15 protein-coding genes are annotated in these 17987 nt (G+C 73.3%); 13 read left to right on the forward strand and 2 right to left on the reverse strand.

The window, feature by feature from the left end; translation table 11 throughout:
- Positions 1–165: 165 nt before the first annotated feature.
- On the forward strand, positions 166–1395 hold the full coding sequence (locus tag D458_RS0130810) for an MFS transporter (protein ID WP_017590573.1): 1230 nt from the start codon (positions 166–168) through the stop codon (positions 1393–1395).
- Between the two features lie 2 nt (positions 1396–1397).
- On the opposite strand, the gene D458_RS0130815 is transcribed toward D458_RS0130810, so the two are convergent.
- Positions 1398–2000: a suppressor of fused domain protein gene (locus D458_RS0130815; protein ID WP_017590574.1), complete on the reverse strand. Its 603-nt coding sequence runs from the start codon at positions 1998–2000 to the stop codon at positions 1398–1400.
- Positions 2001–2130: 130 nt separating this feature from the next.
- Positions 2131–2763: an FMN-dependent NADH-azoreductase gene (locus D458_RS0130820; protein ID WP_017590575.1), complete on the reverse strand. Its 633-nt coding sequence runs from the start codon at positions 2761–2763 to the stop codon at positions 2131–2133.
- A 145-nt stretch (positions 2764–2908) separates the two neighbouring features.
- Here D458_RS0130820 and D458_RS0130825 point away from each other — a divergent pair, with 145 nt between their 5' ends.
- The 12 genes from D458_RS0130825 (at position 2909) to D458_RS0130880 (ending at position 17930) form a co-directional block, all read left to right on the forward strand.
- Positions 2909–3520, forward strand: coding sequence for a TetR/AcrR family transcriptional regulator (locus D458_RS0130825; protein ID WP_152521294.1), 612 nt, complete (start codon positions 2909–2911; stop codon positions 3518–3520).
- A 209-nt stretch (positions 3521–3729) separates the two neighbouring features.
- Positions 3730–4797 carry a hypothetical protein gene (locus tag D458_RS0130830; RefSeq protein ID WP_026119852.1) on the forward strand — a complete coding sequence of 356 codons (1068 nt, stop codon included), beginning with the start codon at positions 3730–3732 and terminating at the stop codon, positions 4795–4797.
- Positions 4798–5008: 211 nt separating this feature from the next.
- Positions 5009–5191 carry a thiazolylpeptide-type bacteriocin gene (locus D458_RS0130835; protein ID WP_017590578.1) on the forward strand — a complete coding sequence of 61 codons (183 nt, stop codon included), beginning with the start codon at positions 5009–5011 and terminating at the stop codon, positions 5189–5191.
- A 195-nt stretch (positions 5192–5386) separates the two neighbouring features.
- On the forward strand, positions 5387–5569 hold the full coding sequence (locus D458_RS35945; RefSeq protein WP_026119853.1) for a thiazolylpeptide-type bacteriocin: 183 nt from the start codon (positions 5387–5389) through the stop codon (positions 5567–5569).
- 120 nt (positions 5570–5689) lie between these two features.
- Positions 5690–6628, forward strand: a complete 939-nt coding sequence (locus D458_RS0130845) for an ABC transporter ATP-binding protein (protein WP_017590580.1) — start codon at positions 5690–5692, stop codon at positions 6626–6628.
- Positions 6625–7506 carry an ABC transporter permease gene (locus tag D458_RS0130850; RefSeq protein WP_017590581.1) on the forward strand — a complete coding sequence of 294 codons (882 nt, stop codon included), beginning with the start codon at positions 6625–6627 and terminating at the stop codon, positions 7504–7506. Before D458_RS0130845 ends, D458_RS0130850 begins: the two co-directional genes overlap by 4 nt.
- Complete coding sequence (locus D458_RS0130855; protein WP_017590582.1) at positions 7503–10214, forward strand: lantibiotic dehydratase; 2712 nt, start codon at positions 7503–7505, stop codon at positions 10212–10214. The genes D458_RS0130850 and D458_RS0130855 overlap by 4 nt, the downstream gene beginning before the upstream one ends.
- On the forward strand, positions 10211–11359 hold the full coding sequence (locus D458_RS0130860) for a lantibiotic dehydratase C-terminal domain-containing protein (protein ID WP_017590583.1): 1149 nt from the start codon (positions 10211–10213) through the stop codon (positions 11357–11359). The genes D458_RS0130855 and D458_RS0130860 overlap by 4 nt, the downstream gene beginning before the upstream one ends.
- Positions 11352–13091: a hypothetical protein gene (locus D458_RS0130865; protein WP_017590584.1), complete on the forward strand. Its 1740-nt coding sequence runs from the start codon at positions 11352–11354 to the stop codon at positions 13089–13091. Before D458_RS0130860 ends, D458_RS0130865 begins: the two co-directional genes overlap by 8 nt.
- The gene (locus tag D458_RS0130870; RefSeq protein WP_017590585.1) at positions 13082–14890 is read left to right on the forward strand and encodes a YcaO-like family protein; all 1809 of its coding nucleotides are present in this window, start codon (positions 13082–13084) and stop codon (positions 14888–14890) included. Before D458_RS0130865 ends, D458_RS0130870 begins: the two co-directional genes overlap by 10 nt.
- Positions 14842–16233: a hypothetical protein gene (locus D458_RS0130875; RefSeq protein WP_017590586.1), complete on the forward strand. Its 1392-nt coding sequence runs from the start codon at positions 14842–14844 to the stop codon at positions 16231–16233. Before D458_RS0130870 ends, D458_RS0130875 begins: the two co-directional genes overlap by 49 nt.
- Entirely contained in the window at positions 16230–17930 is a 1701-nt protein-coding gene (locus D458_RS0130880; RefSeq protein ID WP_017590587.1) for a thiopeptide-type bacteriocin biosynthesis protein, read from the forward strand. The genes D458_RS0130875 and D458_RS0130880 overlap by 4 nt, the downstream gene beginning before the upstream one ends.
- Positions 17931–17987 lie beyond the last annotated feature (57 nt).

Here is a 17987-nt window from a genome sequence, read left to right on the forward strand (position 1 = left end):
TGATCCTTGACGCCCTTCGTCATGCCCGCAGGGGTTTCAGGGATTTCCCATCAACGATCTAGGGCTGCGCCCCATCGCACCGGCTGTCGCAGCGCCTCAAAACCAGATGCGGGGCGGGCGTCGGGAGGCCTAGGGTTCCGGCGACGCCAACGGAAGGTGGGCCCTGTGCGACTGGGACCGGAGTTCCGGCGGATCTGGCTGGGCAACGCGTCCTCGAACCTGGCGGACGGGATCACCTTCGTCGCGCTGCCGCTGCTGGCCGCGACGGTCACGCAGGACCCGCTCGCCGTGGCCGGGCTGAGCGTCGCCTACACCGTGCCCCGGGTACTGGCCGTGCTGGGGATCGGGGTGCTCGTGGACCGGGCGGACCGGCGGCGCCTCCTCCACCTCTCGAACTTCTCGCGGGCCGTGGTCTTCGGCCTCCTCACCCTGCTGGTCTCGCTGGACATGGCGCCGCTGACCGTCCTGTACCTGGTGTTCGCCGTGATGGGTGTGGTCGAGACGGTCTCGGACAGTTCTGCCTTCGCGGTCCTGCCGCAGGCGGTGCGACCACAGGGTCTGGACCGGGCGAACTCGCGGATCGCCGGGACGCAGATCGTGGTGGACGAGTTCGTGGGGCCGCCGCTGGGCGGGTTCCTGTTCGCCGCCGCCGCACTGGCGCCGAGCGCGGTCAGCACACTCGCCTTCCTCGCGGCGGGTGTCGCGTACTACTCGCTGCGGGGTGACTACCGGCAGGCCGGGGGGCCGCGGGAGAACGTGCTCTCCGAGGTCCGCGAGGGCGCGGTGTGGGTGTGGCGCGACCCGGTGGTCCGCACGCTGGTGGTGATCAGTGCCCTCGCGAGCGTGGCGTACATGATCCCGTTCTCGTACCTGGTGCTGTACGCGGGACAGGTGCTGGGGCTGGGCCCCACCGGATACGGGCTGCTGTTGTCGGCCTCGGCGGTGGGCGGGCTGGCGGGCGCGTGGATCGCGGGGAGGCTCCGCGCGCGTTGGGGCTACCACCGCTCGATCACCGGTGCGCTGCTCACCGGAGCGCTGGCGTTCGCGGCGATACCTCTGACCGACCACGTGGTGGTGGTCGCGGCACTGCTCGCCGTCTACATCGGCCACTCGGTGGTGTGGAACGTGCTGGCCGCCTCGGTACGCCAGAAGGCCGTCCCGGCACGGCTGATGGGCCGGGCCGGGTCGGTGAGCCGCCTTCTGGGGATGTCGGGGCTGGCGCTGGGCGCTCTCCTGGGAGGCACTCTGGCCTCGCTGTTCGGCCTGCGGCCGCCGTTCCTGGTGGCGGGAGCGCTGTTCCTGGCCGCCGCGGTGGTGTGCGTGCTCGCGGCGCCGGGGTTCCGGGAGTGGGAGCGGGAACAGCAGGCCCGGGAAGCCACCGACGAGCACGGATAGCGCTAGAGGCGGACGGTCTCGCGCTTGGCGTCGGTGAGCATCCTCGGGTCGCGGTCACGCAGCAGGGCGATGATCGGGGCGACCGTGTCGGCCTGCTGGGCGTACTCGCCCTCCTCGGCCATGAGCCCCACGACCTGGAAGAACAGCACCAGGCCGTTGTCGGTGTCCAGGATGCGCATGTCGGCGTCGGGGACGAGGGCCAGCGAGGTCATGTCGCCGTTGGACTCCTCACCGCCGAGCGGGGACGGGGTGACGATCCAGTGGCCGACGTCGAGCTGCACACCGGCGACGTACTGCCCGGCCAGGGCGTGCAGGACACGGAGGATCCACGCGGGCACGGTCTCGTCGCCGTCCTCGCGCGGGATCCGGCAGGTGAACTCGAACCCGGCGCCGGAGACGCGCTTCTCCTCGCTGGTCTTCTCCCCCAGTTCGGTGAGGCCGAAGGTGACGAGCAGCCAGTACCCCTCCATCGGGTAGGCGAGCACCCCGTCGATCCCCTGCTCGGACCCGCTCGGCGGGAACTGGATGGTCAGCGGCTGGACGTCCGGGTGGTGCTGCGCCCAGCCCTCGTAGATCTGGGTGAGTCCGGGCAGCAGTTCCAGCATCGTGCGCTCTCCAGGTTCGGGGTCGGTGCACCTCAGAGGATATGCGGACGGAGCTCGGCAGCGACCGGGGCCGGGACGGGGCGGCATGGCGGTGCCGCCCCGTCCCGGCCCACGGGATCAGACGCCGGGATCAGACCCCGGCGAGCACCCGGCCGATGTCACGGGCGGCGGCCAGGGCCTGGGCGTGCTCCTCCTCGGCGAGGTCCTTCAGCCCTTCCATCCCCGGGGTCGTGGCGGCCAGGGTGAGTTCGCGCTTGATCAGGGTGAGGTCGGCCTGCCAGACGTCGCCGACCACACGCTTCAGGTAGGGCGTGGAGTGGTCCCAGCCCTCACGCGGGGTGCCCGGCCCGTACCCGCCGCCGATGGTGGTGACCAGCGCGGTGGGGGTGCCCTTCAGCACCGGGTTGGTGGGCCCTGCGCCGGCGATGACCAGGTCGACCCAGGTCTTGAAGTGCTGGGAGACGCCGAAGTTGTACATCGGCACGGCCAGGATCACGGCGTCGGCGCTCTCCAGTTCCTCGGCCAGCCGGGCGGCCAGGGCGAGGGCCTCGTTCTGGGCCGGGGTGCGCTGATCCTCGGGGGTGGCCCCGCCCGTGGTCGCCTGCACCCAGGCGTCGGCGGGCAGCGGCGCGGCACCCAGGTGGCGGCGGTTCACGGTGCCGCCGGGGTGTGCCGCGGTCCACTCGGCCTCGGCCCGGTCAGCGATCTCGGCGCTGCTGGAGACGCTCGGGAAGATGCTGCCGTCCAGTCGGAACAGGTTCATGGGTCTGCTTTCTCCAAGGGGTGTCGGGGCCGCGGGTCGAGCAGGCGCCCGGATGCGACTCCACAGGACAGTAAGCGGACTTTACCCCGCTTGTGCCGTTAAGCGGACTTTACCCCGCTTTATATTCCCGGGGTACATTGAACCCGTGGATGTGCCTGTGGTCCCCTTCGGAAAGCCGCGCGGCGAGCGGGCCGACGCTGCCCGCAACCGCGAGCACCTGCTGGCGACGGTCCGCGCGATGATCGCGGAGGACGGGCCGGAGAAGGTGACCATGGACGCCCTCGCCGAGCGCGCGGGGCTGGGCAAGGGAACCGTCTTCCGCCGCTTCGGCACCCGGGCGGGCATCTTCAGGGCCGTGCTGGACGACGCGGAACACCGCTTCCAGGAACAGGTGCTGTACGGCCCGCCGCCCCTGGGGCCCGGCGCCGACCCGAGGGAGCGCCTGATCGCCTACGGGAGCGGCCGCATCAGTCTGCTCAGGAGCAACCACGCCGTCGTCCGCGCCGCCATGGACCGCTCCGGGACCCCCGCGGCGGCCGTCAGCATGTCACCGGCGCACATCCGGATGCTGCTCCGCCAGGCCGATCCGCCCCTGCCCCATTCGGACCACCTCGCCCTCCAGCTCGCCGCCGCCCTGGAGGGCCCGCTGATGCTGTACCTGACCTCGGAAGAGGTGGCCGGCCCCGCAGGGGAGTCCGACTGCGGCCGGCTGGCCGACAGCTGGCGGACGCTCGTCGAGCGCCTCTTCAACGGCTGAGGCCGTCCTCCGGAGCGTGCCCTCGGCACCCCCGGCCCGCCCCTGAACCTGTCCTCCGGGTGACACTTTCCGACCCCGGCCGTGGCGGGTCTTGTCCCTCCGCGGAGTGGAATGTAGCTTCCTTCCGAAATCAGATGCCCGGATGAAAACTACCTTCACTGCCCCTGGCGGTAGCGCCCCCTCGAACCCGCTCACATGAGGTGGACAGCGTGCACACTCCCCCGACCCTCCCCCGCCGGCCTGCCCGGAACCTTCCCTCGGCCCTCGCCGCCGTGGCCGCCGCGGTGCTGATCGCCGTGTCGCCCCAGACGGCGCTGGCCGCCCCCGCGCCCGACAACGACCCCGACACCCCGGTCCAGTTCGTTCCCACACCGGCCGACACACCCGCCGAACGCGCCGAGGCCGACCGGGAGGCGCTGGAGCAGAAACTGGCCGCCACGGCCATCCCTCCCGGGCCGCTGACCTTCGGCGCCCAGCCCCTCGCGGCCGCACGGAGCGCCGCCGAGAGCGCGGCCGCCGGGGCCTCCTGCGCGATCTCCCAGGAGCAGGCGACCGCCCTGGCCCTGGCACCGGTCTGGCCCGAGGTCTCCGCGGGCTCCTCCCTGGCGCCCTCACCCATGACCCTGTCGAGGTACGACAACCAGTCCGGCCTGTACGACCCGGCCGGACGCGACGGACTGTTCTTCAACCCCGGTGTCGGCCTCTGGCAGATGGACTCGGCGGGGTTGGGGGCCGGCAACACGGCGGGCGAGGCCATCGACTCCGTGTGGGTCTCCGACTTCGTGGTCCCCTACATCGTGAACAAGTACTGCACGGCCCTCAACGGGGGTTCCGCCGCGCCGGCGGCCCGGGCCACCGCGTGGGCGGACTGGAACGCCTGCTCCGACGGCGACTGCGACACCATGTACTGGCGCGCGATGAACACCGGGATCGGCTCGGACCCGGGTGTGGGCCGCTACGGCGGCGCCGAACCGCGCACGTGCGAGTTCCGCGGCTCCTCGTACGACTGCCTCTTCGTGGACGTGGCCAGGGCCCAGGGCGCGGACTGGTGGACCAGGCCGGGCAGCGGCCGCTCCCCCGTGCCGCACCCGTTCTACGTGCTCAGGACGGCGTCGGGCGGTGGCACCCAGGAGGTCCGCGTCTGGCTCGCGGAGGACTCCGGCCACGGGGTGGACGTGACCGTCACCCGGCCGTTCGGCGGCAACGCCCGGGACGCGCTGTCGTGGACCGACGGCCAGGGGTTGTGCGACACGACCGCTGGACGGGGTTCCTGCTGACCGCGGAAAGCAACACATGAATTCGGGCTCTGGTGCCTTTCGGAACCAGGGCCCATATCTGCTTCCCGGTGTTTACCTTCTTACGTGGGGGAGAACCTGGGGCCACACCAGGGAAAAGGATCAATACAACCTCTATCGACTCGCGCCGACGCATGTTATTTTCTTTCCCGCCCGGGGGATCCGCAAGGAAGATACGAACGAAGAGGCCACAATGCCCCATTCGACGGCGCCAGAGATCGACCTGCCCGAGCTGAACTTCGACGACATGGAGGTGATGAGCGTCCGCGAGGCGGTCGCCGTCCCGGAGACCGGCGCCACCAGCGGCTCCAGCTCCTGCACCTCCACCTCGTGCTGCGGCTCCAGCAGCTGCTGCTCCGGCGGCTCCTGCGGCTGACGGAGCACTCCGCGGACTCCGCCTGAGCCCCGAGGACGGGCCACACACTGTCCCCGGACCACCATCCCCTTAAACCCTCCGACTGGAATTTACGCACAACCCCCAGATCAAAGCGTCAATTCCCCTACGTACCACCTGGCGCGCCCTTGACGGTGACGCGCCCGTATCCCCCGACAACCCAGAAGAAGGTGCCCGATGGCGATTCAGGAATCCCCGACGATCGAACTCCCCGACCTGAACTTCGACGACATGGAGGTGATGAGCGTCCGCGAGGCGGTCGCCGTCCCGGAGACCGGCGCCACCAGCGGCTCCAGCTCCTGCACCTCCACCTCGTGCTGCGGCTCCAGCAGCTGCTGCTCGTCGGGCTCGTGCGGCTGACCGGATGAACCGCTGACCGGCGGACCCCGCCGGTCGACCCGGGCGGCCCCTCCACCGGGGCCGCCCACCCCCGCACACCCCATGCCCTACCCCCCAGAAGAAGCACGACGAGGGCCGCACGTGTACGCGATCAACGCCACGGACATCACCAAGGACTACGGGAAGGGAGAGGTGCTCCACGGCATCTCCTACCAAGTGCCCACCGGACAGATCGCCGCCCTGCTCGGCCCCAACGGGGCGGGCAAGACGACGCTGATCGAGATCCTGGAGGGCCACCGGGGACGCACCTCGGGACAGGTGGAGGTGCTCGGGCTCGACCCCGGCAACCGCCGCGACTTCGCCGAACTCCGCACGCGCATGAGCGTGGTCCTGCAGCAGACCATGCTGGAGCCGGGGCTGTCGGTCCGCGACATCCTGCGCCGCCACGCCTCCTACTATCCGGACCCGCTCGGCGTGGACGAGGCCCTCGAGCAGGTGGAGCTCACCGAGAAGCGGTCCGCCCTGGTCAAGTCGCTCTCCGACGGCCAGCGCCGTCGGCTGGACCTGGCGTTGGCGCTGACCGGCCGACCCGAGCTCCTCTTCCTCGACGAGCCCACCACGGGGCTGGACCCCGTCTCACGCCGCCGGATCCGCGCCCTGGTGTCCGGGCTGAGGGAGAGCGGCACGACCGTGGTCCTCACCTCCCACGACCTCACCGAGGTGCAGGAGCTCGCCGACCGCGTGGACGTCATCCGGGACGGTGCCTTCATCGCCTCCGGCACCCCGGGCGACCTCGTCCGCGGTTCGGCGGCGTTCACGGTGGTGGAGTTCGCCCGGCCCACAGGGGTCGGCGACCGCCTGCCCGAGGGGGCCGAGCTGGTCGACGACCGGGTGCGCATCCTCACGGACGACCAGGACGCGGTGGTCGAACGCGTGCAGTCCTGGGCCAGGGACGAGGGGACGCGGATCAGCGGCCTGACCATCGTGCCGCCCAGCCTGGACGACGCCTACGTGGCGATGTTGGAGAGCGGAACGGCCGAGAACGGCACGGCCAGGAGCAAGGCGGGGAAGAGCGAATGAGCACCACCGAGACCGACCCCGGGGCCGGCCCCCGCGCGGCACGCACACGCCGCCCGTCCACGTTCTGGCTGCACGTGGACGGCGAGCTCAAGGAGTTCTGGCGCTCCCCCATCACCCTGGCGTTCATCGTGCTCATGCCGGTGATGTTCTACGTGGGCTTCGGGCTGGCGTTCCGCTCCCAGGCGGACGCGATCCTGCGCCTGGGCGATCACGAGATCACCCAGGCCAACATGAGCTTCGGCGGTGTCCTCGGCTTCGCGCTGATGTCCGTGGCCTTCGCCAACGTCGCGATCGGCCTGGCCATCCGCCGCCACCACGGGCTGTTCAAACGCTTCCGCACCACTCCGGTCAGCCCAGCGACGGTGATGGGCGCCTACCTGGTGAACACCCTGCTCACCGCCGTGATCGTGCTGGGCGTGGTGACCGCGATCGGCCTGCTCGGCATGGGGGTGAGCATCGACCCGGCGCGTCTGCCCCAACTGCTGACGGCGCTGCTGCTCGGCTTCGTGTGCCTGGCCCCGCTGGGCGCGGCAGTCTCACTGCTGCCGCCCAACGCCGACGCCGCCGTGCCCATGGTGAACGGCATCTTCTTCCCGACCGCGTTCCTGGCGGGCGGGTTCATGGTCCTGCCCCTGGGCGACACGGTGGGCGCGGTCGTGGACCTGCTGCCGGGCCGTCCGCTCACCCTCCTCGTCCAGGGCGCCCTGTCCGAGTCCGGCCCCGTGTGGGACTGGTCGGCGGTGTGGCTGCTGCTGGCGTGGTCGCTGCTGGGAACCGTGGTGGCACTGCGCTGGTTCCGGTGGGCCTCGGAGCGGGAGCCGCGCGGGTTCGGTTCGGCCAAGCGCAAGGACAAGAAGCCCGAGGAGACCGGGGCTTGAGCACACCTTCCACCGACATCCCCCTGACACCCGACCCCTCACGGGCCTTCGAGATCGTGGAGGGGCCCTACCTGGTCTCCCGCGTGAACCCGTACCCCCACCGGCTGCTGCGCGGCGGGGAGGCGGACGCCGCGCCGTTCCGTACCCTCGCCGAACTGGAGCGCAAGCGCGACGACCTGCGCGAACCACTCCTCGAAGCCCTGCACCGGGCCGCCCCTGAGCTGGGCGCGCACCGGAGTGCGGCGCTGTCCGCCAAACGTGCGGTGTTCAACCGGCGCCCGCCCCGCGACGACCTGTACGGCCACCCCGTCACCCGTGAGATCCCGCTCCTGGGCGAGTGGGCGGCCAACTGGCACCGGGCCCTGGCCGCGGCTGAGCGGGTGGACGCCGAACACGAACCCGCGCTGCACGCCGAGCGCGCGGTTCTGGCCGAGTGGGCCCGCGACCCCGCGGTGGACCGGGCCACCGCGCTGTCCAGCCCCGACCTGCACCGCGCGGTGGCCGCCCGTGCCGCCACGTCGGCGGCTCCGAACAAGCGGATGCGCAAGGCCGAGGCCGCCCTGGTCCGGTACTTCTCCCGGTCCACGGTGAAGGTCAGCCCGTACTCGATGTACACGGCGGTGCACTTCGCGCCGTTGGAGGACCCGACCGCTGGTCCGGACCCGGACCAGCCGCTCCGCCTCACCTCGCACGCCGAACTCCGGCGGCTGCTCCCCCGGCAGGCCGCCCGGGCCCTGGCCGCCGACCCCGAGGCCCGGCTGGGCCTGGAGTGGGCGCTCACCGGAGGAGCCCGCAGGGAAGCCGACGGCCGGGGCGAACGCCTGGTGGTACGTCGACGGCGCTGGGCCCCGCCCGTCGCCGGGCTGCGCGCGGAGGCCTTCGGCGAGGAGGAGGTCCGGCTGCCCCTGACCGGCAGCTGGGACCGGCTCGTCACGGTCCTGGAGAAGCGGGCGGCGGTGCCCGTGCGGCTGGACCGGCTGCGCGACGCGGTCGCCGCCGACCTCGGCTGTGGTCCCGATCGGGCGCTGGACGTGCTGGACCAGCTGATCGGGGTGGGTGTCCTGGTCCCCCGGCCGCCCGTGCCCGAACAGTCCCCGGACTTCACGCGCCACTGGCACGGGCTGGCCCGGACGCTTCCGGGTGAGGCGGCGGGCCGGGTGGCGGCCGCCTTCGAGGAGACGGACCGGGTACTGGCCGGTTTCTCCAGCTCCGACGGGGCCGGGCGGGCCGGCGACGTGCTGCGGCTGCAGCGGCTGTGGTCGGCGGCGGTGGGCGCGGAGGGTTCGGCCACCTCACCCGTGGTGGAGGACTGCCTGGTCTCACGCGGTGTCCCGGTGGGACGCGCCGAGACCCGGGGGTGGTCGGCGGATCTGGGGCGGCTCATGCCGCTGCTGTTCGCCCTGGACGACCAGCGGGTGCTCTCGGGCGCGTTGGAGCAGGTGTTCGTGTCCCGGTACGGCCGGGGCGGGCGCTGTTCCGACCTGGAGGGTTTCGCCCAGCACGCGCGGGCGGCCTTCCCCATGACCCAGGCGCTCATGGGCGACGACCCCGCCGCCCTGGCCGGGGCGGACGAGGAGCTCACCCGGGTCCTGGCAGCACGCCGGCGGGCCGTGGACCACCTGGTGGAGCTCGGCCGGTCCGGCGGAGAGCGGGCTGAGGTCGACCCGGGGGTGGTGGACGAGGTCGCGGCGATGCTGCCGGACCGGGAGTTCACCGCCCGCCGCTCCTTCGCGGTGTTCGGCCAGGCCGTCCCCGGCGGGAGCGGCGGCGACGGCGGCCTGGTGGTCAACCACCTCTACGGCGGCCGGGCCCGCTACTTCAGCCGGTTCCTGGGGCAGATGCCGCAGGCGGTCCGGGAGCGGGTCGCCGAGCACGTGCGGCGTCTGGGCCCGGAGGGCGCCGACACCGTGCACATGCGGTCGGCGCTGGGGTTCAACGCGAACCTGTCGCCCCCGCTGGCCGACGAAGAACTGTCCCTGCGCGACGAACCCACGCAGCTCCCCGGTCCCGCCACCCGCGACCTCACCCTGGTGCACACCCCTGGGGGCCTGCGCCTGGTCCGGGAGGACGGACGCGAGATCGACCCCGTCTACACCGGTTTCCTGGTGCCGCACGCGCTGCCCTACGACGAGATGCTCGTGGCGATGGTCGCGGACTCACCCTTCTTCTCCTTCGGTGACCTCACCATCGACCTGCACGAACGCTGGACCGAACAGGGGTTCCGGGACGGGACCCCCAGGATCTGCTTCGGCGGCCTCACCCTGTTCCGCCGCAGGTGGGGCATGGGCACGGACGAGTTCGCGCTCCGGGCCGAGGAGACCACCGCCGAGCTGCACCGGCGGCTGAACGTGGAACGCGAACTCCGGGGCATTCCCGAGCAGGTGTTCGTCCGCCCGCTCCAGGGGGCCCGGCTCGGTCCTCTGGAACGCGCCATGGCGCCCAAACCCCAGCACGTGGACTTCCTGAGCAGGCTGCACACCGGGACCGCCGCCAAACGCCTGGCCCACCTGGGGCCGGCGCTGCTGGTGGAGGAGATGCTCCCCGGCCCGGACCACCACCGGGTGCGCAGTCCGGCGGGAGCGCACACCAGCGAGCTGTTCCTCGAACTCTCCACGGTGCCGCACGGCGCGCACACCGTTCCCCCGCCCGCGCGCACCGCCCCCGTTCCCTCCCCCCATCCCCCAGGCGAAGCGAGGCTGACCCCTTGACCGTCGGACTCAGAGTCAACTACCACGACAGCGACAAGAGCGCCCTGCTCGGCGACTGCCTCGTCCCCGCCGCTCGCAGGGCCGCCGCGCGCGAAGGGATCACCGCGGCCTGGCTGCACCTGCACTGGCGGCGCGGCCCGCACTGCGTCCTCTACACGGACGGCGACCCGGCCGCGGTCGAGGCCGCGGTGGCCGAGGCCGGGGAAAGGGTCCGGGACTTCCTGGAGCACCACCCCTCCCGGAGTGTGCTCGACCCCGCCCGGTACGAGGCGTTCTCCCGTCACATGGGACGCCTGGAGCTGGTGGAGGGGCCCTACACCCCGATCGAGGCGGACAACACCACGCGGCTGCTGGTCGGCGACCCGGTCGACACGTTCCTGCGCGGCCCCGAGGCGATCGCGCTCAAGGGCCGGGTGCTCACCGACGGCCTCTCCCGGGTGGCCGGTCAGGTGGGCGGGCGCGGCGGCGAGCGCGCGGTGTTCGCGAACGTCTTCGCCGGGATGGGGGCGATCGCGACGCGTTACCCCGAGTGGGGGCTCAGATCCGGCTACCAGGCCTTCCTGTCGCACTGGAAGGAGTACTTCCACTGGTCGGACCCGGAGGCAAGGGCACAGGAACAGCTGGCGGCCTCCTACCGGACCCAGCGCGAAGGGCTGGTGGAGTCCCTGCGCGCGGTGCACGAGCGCACCGGCGAGGACCCGTTCGCCCTGGCGTGGGCCGAATGGGTCGACCGCTGGCTGCCCGAGGCGATCGCCCTCGCCGAGCAGGAGCACATCCTGCCGTTCCCGCACCCGGAGCGGCAGGAGCAGGCGGCGAAGTTCGGCGACGACGTCCGGGTGCGCTGGAGCGGCGCCGACGACCGCTCCTACAGCGACTTCCACCAGGAGTTCCGCAAGCTCGACTTCACCAGGCTCGGTGACGGGTACGGGTTCGCCGCGTTCCGGTTCCTCATCAACTGCTTCTTCGACCTGCTGCCGCTGATGGGCGTCGCCCCGATCCAGCGGTACTCGGTGGCGTACCTGTTCACCGAGGCCGCGCAGGAGGTGGTGGGCGAGCGCTGGGAGGCGACGGTCCGCAGAGTGGTCGACCACCAGCGCAGCGACCCCGAACTGAAGCCGACCCTGCCGTGGGTGGGCGATGCCTGAGACCACCGAGACCCAGCCGCTCCCCGCCGCCGGGACCGCTCCGGCCGTGCGGCTCAAGAGCGCCGTCCGCGCCCGATCGCTCGCCGCGGAGGGGGTGGCCCTGAGCATGGGCGCCACCGCCGTCGTCATCAGGGGAGTCAGGGCCGACACCGTCTGGCAGGCGCTGGAGCCGACCCTGCGCGCCGGGTTCCACCGCCCCGAACTGCTGGAACGCTTCCCCGAGCAGGGGCGCCCCTTCCTCGCGGGCATCCTCGACCAGCTGGCGGAGCACGGTTTCCTCCGCGAGCTCGAACCCGAACCCGCCTCCCTCACCGAGGCCGAGCGGGCCGTCTACCCGCACCTGGAATCGGTGACCCACCGCCCCTACGCCGCACTGGCCGCGCTGCGCACGAGCACGGTGCGGGTGTGTTCGTCGTGCCCGCTGCTGGAAGCGGAGGTCCGGCGGGCCCTGGGCCGCGCCGGGTTCGGTGAGGTCCGGGCCGACACCGCGCCCGCCCCGGAGGGGCCGGTCCTGCTGACCGCGGGGTTGGGGGAAACGGGCGGGACGACCGAACACGTGGTCGCCGCGGACGGCGGCCTGTGGGTGGCCGGGCCGCGCAACCGTCCGGGCACCCCGGACCTGACGGGGCGGTTGCGCGCCTGGTTCGCCCGGCGGGAGCCCGATCCGGCGTACCGGGAACCGGACGGTTCCGCACTGCGGGTCACCCGGACGCTGGTCGCCGCCCAGCTGGCACTGGCCCTGGTCGCCCATGTGGCACGGAGCGTGGCGGGCACCGCGCCGGACGCGGACCCCGAGTTCATGGTGACCACGGACGAGCTGGTCAGCGAACCGCACACGCTCCTCGCCCCGGAGACCCTGGACCCGGCCGCGCCCCAGCCGCTGCCCGCCCCGGAGCCCCTGGACACCGTGCCGGCCGAGCCGCTGGAGGTCCCCGACCGCCTGGACGCGGTCACCGGCCTGTGGGACCGCGTCTTCGGCCCGGTCGACGAGCCGGTCCCCGGGGACCTGTCCCAGCTGCCGGTCGGCCTGGCTCTGTCGGGCGCCCGTGCCGGATGCGGCTTCACCACCGCCCAGGCAAGGGAGAACGCGCTGGTCAACGCCCTGAACCACGTGGTGTGGCGTACCCCGGGAGCCACCGGGACCGCCACGGGTGGAACCCGCACCCGGACCGGTGGAAGCGGCACGGGCGAGGACGACGGACCACCCGGTGGCAGGACCGCCGGAGACTCCGGAGCCGCGGACGGTCGCGGGCTGGGGCTGACGCCCGTCGCCGCGATCGGAGCGGCGGTGGGCGACCTCGTCCTGCGGGCGCCCGAGGAACGGTGGAAGGACGTGGAACCCCCGGTCCTGTCCCCCGCCGCGCGACGGCTGTGGACCGCGCTCACCCTGAGGTTCGGCGTTCCCGTCGAGCTCGCCCTCCAGGAGCTCGACGGAACGGGCGTCCGGCGAACGCGAGTGGTCGCGGACGGCGGTGAACTGCTGGGGACGAGCGCGGCACCCGAACCCGACGCCTGTGTCCAGGAGGCGCTGCTCCGCGCGGTCGCGCGGGTCCGCCTGGCGGAGGAGGCCCCGCACGCGGTCCTGCCCCCGGCGGCGACCGGAACGGAGGCGGTGGCCTCGGCGCTGGTCCGGTGGGCGTTCGAGACGGGCCGGGTACGGGTGTCCGCGCCCGGCGGGGCCGACAGCTGGCGCTCCCGCGGAGTACACTCGGCGGTGGCCACGTGGACCTGACCCCGGCCCCGGTTCCCCTGGGGCTCTCCCCGGTCGGCGCGACCCTGGAGCACCCGTACACGGTGAGCGCGGCGGGCGGGCTCCTGCACACCGCGATGAGCGGCGCCCTGGCCGTCCTCGGTCCGTGGACCCCCGACGGATCCTCGGGCTGCTCCCGCTGCGCCGGGCTCTGGCGCGCCGACGTGGAGGGCGAGCACGCCCCCGACCGCCCGGCACCGCACGACCTCTTCGCTCTGTGGAAGGACGTGTTCAACGAGCTGGCCGCCGCCACCGCCCCCACCGGACTGCGCCTCTGCCTCCTGGCCCTGGACTGCCGCACCGGCGAGGTGACCCGGCACCGGTTCGTCCCCCATCCCCACTGCGGCCGCTGCTTCCCCGACGGGCGGGGGCTCGCGCCGCCGGACTCGGGCGACGACCTCGACCTCGCAACCCCGCTTCCGGTCGTCGGCGACTCCCTGCGCACCCGCGCCATGGACCGGAACGGCCTCCGGGCCCGGCTGCTCGACTTCAGGTTCGGGCCGGTCGCCCACGTCTACCGGGACGAGGAGTCGCCCCTGGCCCTGATGACCTGCGAGACCGTCGCTCCCGGACACGCCCGGCGGGAGGGCGGGTACGGGCGTTCCACCCGGTTCGCCGCCAGTGAGGTGCCCGCCTTCCTCGAAGGGGTGGAGCGGGTCACCGGCGGGCGGCGGCTCTCCGGCGCCCCCGTCGTGCACGGCTCCTACGCGGACGTGGCCGAGGACGCCGTCGACCCCGCCGACCTGGGCCTGCACGAACCCGAATGGTACGGACACCCCTCCTTCGAGCCGGTCGCCTACACCCCGGACACACCCACCACCTGGGTGTGGGGCTGGTCCACGCGGGAGCGGCGCCGTGTCCTGGTGCCCGAGCACGTGGCGTACTGGCACGCGGGCAGCGCCGGGGAACGCTTCCTGTACGAGTCGTCCAACGGCTGCGCCGTGGGCGGGACGCTGGCGGAGGCGGTCCTGTACGGGCTGTTCGAGGTGGTGGAGCGGGACGCGTTCCTGCTCGCCTGGTACTCGCGCACCCGGCTGCGGGCGATCGAGGGTGCCGACGACCCGGACCTGCTGCACCTCACGGACCTGCTGACCGAGCGCGGTCTGGCCCTGCGCCTGCTCGACCTCACCTCCGACCTGGGGGTCCCGACCGTTCTGGCCATGGTCACCGCGCCCGAGGAGGCCGTGCGCGAGGGGCGGGCCCCCGCGCTCAGCCTGGCCACCGGCACCCACCCGGACCCGCGCCGCGCACTCATGGCCGCGGTCGAGGAGACCGCGACCAACGCGCTGATGTACCCCAAGTGGGTGCGGATGCGGCCGTCGGTGTCGGTGGAGCGGTGCCGCCCCATGCTCGACGACTTCACCCTGGTGCGGACCCTGGAGGACCACACCGGCCTGCACGGGCTGTGGGAGGCCCGCCCCCTCTGGGAGTTCCTGGACCACCCGAGCGGAAGCGTCGGCATGGACCGGCTCACCGCGGGCCGGCCGTCCTCCTTCGCCGGGACCGACCTCGCCTCGGTGCTGCGCGAGCGGTTGGCCGCCGTCCACGGGCTGGGGCTGGACGTGGTGGTCGTGGACCAGAGCAGCGCACCGTACACGGAGGCGTCCGGGACCCGCGCGGTCAAGGTGATCGTGCCCGGCGCCCTGCCGATGACCTTCGGCCACACCCACCGCAGGACCCGCTCCCTGGAGCGGCTGACCCGAGCGTCCACGCTGTTCGAGGGAGGGGTTCCGTGGGAGACACCCGGCCGGACGTACCCGGCACCGCACCCGTTCCCGTGAGCGGCGGGACCCTGCGCGGCGAGCTCGAGGACGCGCTCGCGCACTTCCACGCGCAGTCCTACGACAAGGACGTGGCCCAGGTCGAGACGCTGTTCTTCGGCCCCGGCCCGTCCCACGGCCTGGCCCGGCCGGTCCCGGGTCAGGTCCGGCCGCCCCTGCCGGCGCTGTCCCCGCTGCGCGGCCTCGACGCCGCGACCCCCGTGCTCGGTGGAACGTGGTCACCCGCCCAGCGCCTGCTCGCCGCGTGCGTGGAGGCGGTGCGGGTGCGCCGGGTCTCGGCGGCCGACCGGTATCCGGTGCACCGCGCCTACCCCTCGCCCCGGGGCCTGTTCGGAGCGGACCTGTTCCTCCTGCCGGCCGAGGGGGCCGCGTGGTGCCTGCGAGCGGACCCGCAGTCGCACGCGCTCCAGCCGGTCGGGAAGCACGCGGCGCCGCCGGACCTCGAAGCCGCCCTGTCCGGATGCCGTCTGGTGGTGGCGGTGGACCACCACCGCTACCCGCCCGAGTACGGGAGGCTGCGCCCCTCCCTGGCCCGGTTGGAGGGGGGCCACCTGCTGGCGACCCTCGGTCTGACCCTGACCCGTGCGGGGCTGGGACCCCGCACCCACCCGGACCCGGCCCACCCCGCGTGTGCCGAGGCGGCCCCGCTGCTGCCCGAGGGCACGGTTCCCGTCGCGGCCGTCACCCTCGCTCCCGGCCGCGGCACCGCCCTCTCCCCCGAAACCACCGCGCGGGTGGCGGCCTCCGTCGCCCCCGCGGGGCGACCGCTGCGTACGTGGTTGGACGAGCGGACCAGCGGGGTGTCCACCGCCAACCTGGTGACGAGCGCCCACGTGAGCCCGGAGCGGGGTTCGACGGTGACGTCCGGGCTGGTCGGTGCGCTTGCCACGGTCCACGCGGTCCTTCCCGAACCGGGGGCCCTGCGGTTGTACCGGCACGTGCTGGAGGGTGACCGGGTGGACGACCGCGCCGTCCGCGAGCTCTTCGCGGACGGCTCGTACGGGCCCGCACGCCCGGTTCCGCGCACCGGGGAGACCAACTTCTCCGCCACACTCGGCTACACCCTGGCCGTGGACTTCCCCGTCTGGGCCCGGGCCCACGGGGCCGAACACGCGGAGACGGTCCTGCACACCCTCCTCGGGTGGATCGCCCAGTGGGGCTGCCTCGGCGCCGCCGCCACCGGCCTGTGCGCCCGCCCCATGCGCAACTACTCCGAGGAGGACTGGGCGGCGGCCCTGGGGCTGGACCCCGGGCAGACCCCCTCCTACCAGCTGTGGGTGCGCGCCGAACGCGGCACCTACATGGACATCCCCGTCGACGCCGCCTCTCCGGAGCTCCCATGACCCGCACCTGGTCCGCCGTGTACGTCTACCTGCACCGCAGCCGCGCCGACATCGACTCCTTCCTCCTGGAGCACCTGGCCCCGCAGGCGGAGGAGCTGGTCGGGGCCGGGCACGCGCGGGCCTGGTTCTACCTGCGCTACTGGGACGGCGGGCCGCACCTGCGCGCCCGCTTCCTGGACGCCGACGGCGACGCGGTAGCGGGCTTCGCCGACCGGATGCGCGCCCTGGCCGAGGAGACCTCGGCGGCCGCCCTCGACCTGGACAGCGGCGCCTACTACACGAACCTCCCCCAGGCCGATCCCGCCCGCTGGCACGCCGACGGCGACGTGGTGGACGCGGTGTACGAGCCCGAGACGGAGCGGTACGGCGGCCCGCGCGCGCTGGAGGTCTGCGAGGACTTCTTCGCCGTGAGCACGCGGATCGCGCTCGCCGTCCTGCGTTCGGCGCCGCAGCCGCACCAGCGGCAGGTGGTGGCGGCCGACCTGACCTCCCTCGCCTTCGGGGCGCTCGGCTTCGACGACGTGGAGGCGGTCCGGCAGGCCCGCGGGTACTACGCCACCTGGGACTACTCGGCGGAGGTCGCGCGCGGCGGGACCCAGGCGCGGGCCGAGGCGGAGCGGCTGTTCCACTCGGCGCCCTCGCGCTGGCTGCAGCGGCGCCCGCAGGTGGAGCGGCTGGTCGCGGGTGAGGGAGCGTCCACGCACCACCTGTGGGACCGGGCGCTGCGGGACACGGTCGGGCGGCTGCGGCGGATCCGCGCGGAGGAAGGACTGACCAGCGGTCTGGACCGGATCGTCTGGTCGTTGCTGCACATGACGCACAACCGGCTCGGCCTGGACATCGACGACGAACGCCGGATCGCCTGGCTGCTGTCGCTGTCCTACCCCAGGTGGGAGCCGCCGGGAGACTACTTCGACCCCGGGGTGAACGCACCGGACCGGACCTACGCCGCGGCCAGCAAGTACCGCCCGGACACGATCGCGGGCGAGCACCTGCCGCGCCCGGTGGCACCGGAGGGGACGAGGGAAGGAGCCGTGGAGGCCCCTGTGGTCGCGCTCCCCGAACCCGCTCCCCTCACCGCGCCGCTGAGCGAGGTGCTGGCCGAACGGTCGAGCGGGCACGGGGACTACGGTTCGCGGCTGGACCTGGCCGAGCTGTCGGCACTGCTCGGCCACGGGGCGGGAATCAGCCGAACCCGCTCCGACCAGCCCGGACGCCAGGTTCCGCCGCGCACCTACCCCTCGCCGGGGGCGGCCTACGCCACGGAGGTGTGGGTGGTGGCGCGGTGCGTGTCCGGGCTCGAACCGGGGACCTACCGCTACCGGGCCGAGGGTCACCGGCTGCTGCGCGCGGACGGCCCCACGGAGACGGACCGGCTGACCGAGCTCTCACCGTTCCTCCGCGAGCAGGCCGACGGCCGCCCCGGAGCGGTGGCCGGAACAGTGGGCGCGCTGGTGGTCCTGGTGGGCGACCTGGGCCGGCTCCGCGAGGGGTACGGCCAGCGTGCGCTGCGGTTGCTGCTTCAGGAATGCGGCCACCTGGCCCAGAACCTGTCGCTGTGCGCGGCGGCGCTGGGGCTGCGCTCGCTGGTGGTGTCGGGTTTCGCCGACGACGCGGCCAACGCGCTGCTGCACCTGGACGGCGTGGACCGGACAGTACTCACCCTGATTCCGGTCGGGTCGGAACCCGCCCCCTGACCCGCGCCGTGGCACGGCGGCCACATCCGGACATCTCGCTTGAACAGGTCGTACGCA

Origin of the sequence: Nocardiopsis ganjiahuensis DSM 45031 (assembly GCF_000341085.1) — a bacterium.
Lineage (GTDB): Bacteria > Actinomycetota > Actinomycetes > Streptosporangiales > Streptosporangiaceae > Nocardiopsis > Nocardiopsis ganjiahuensis.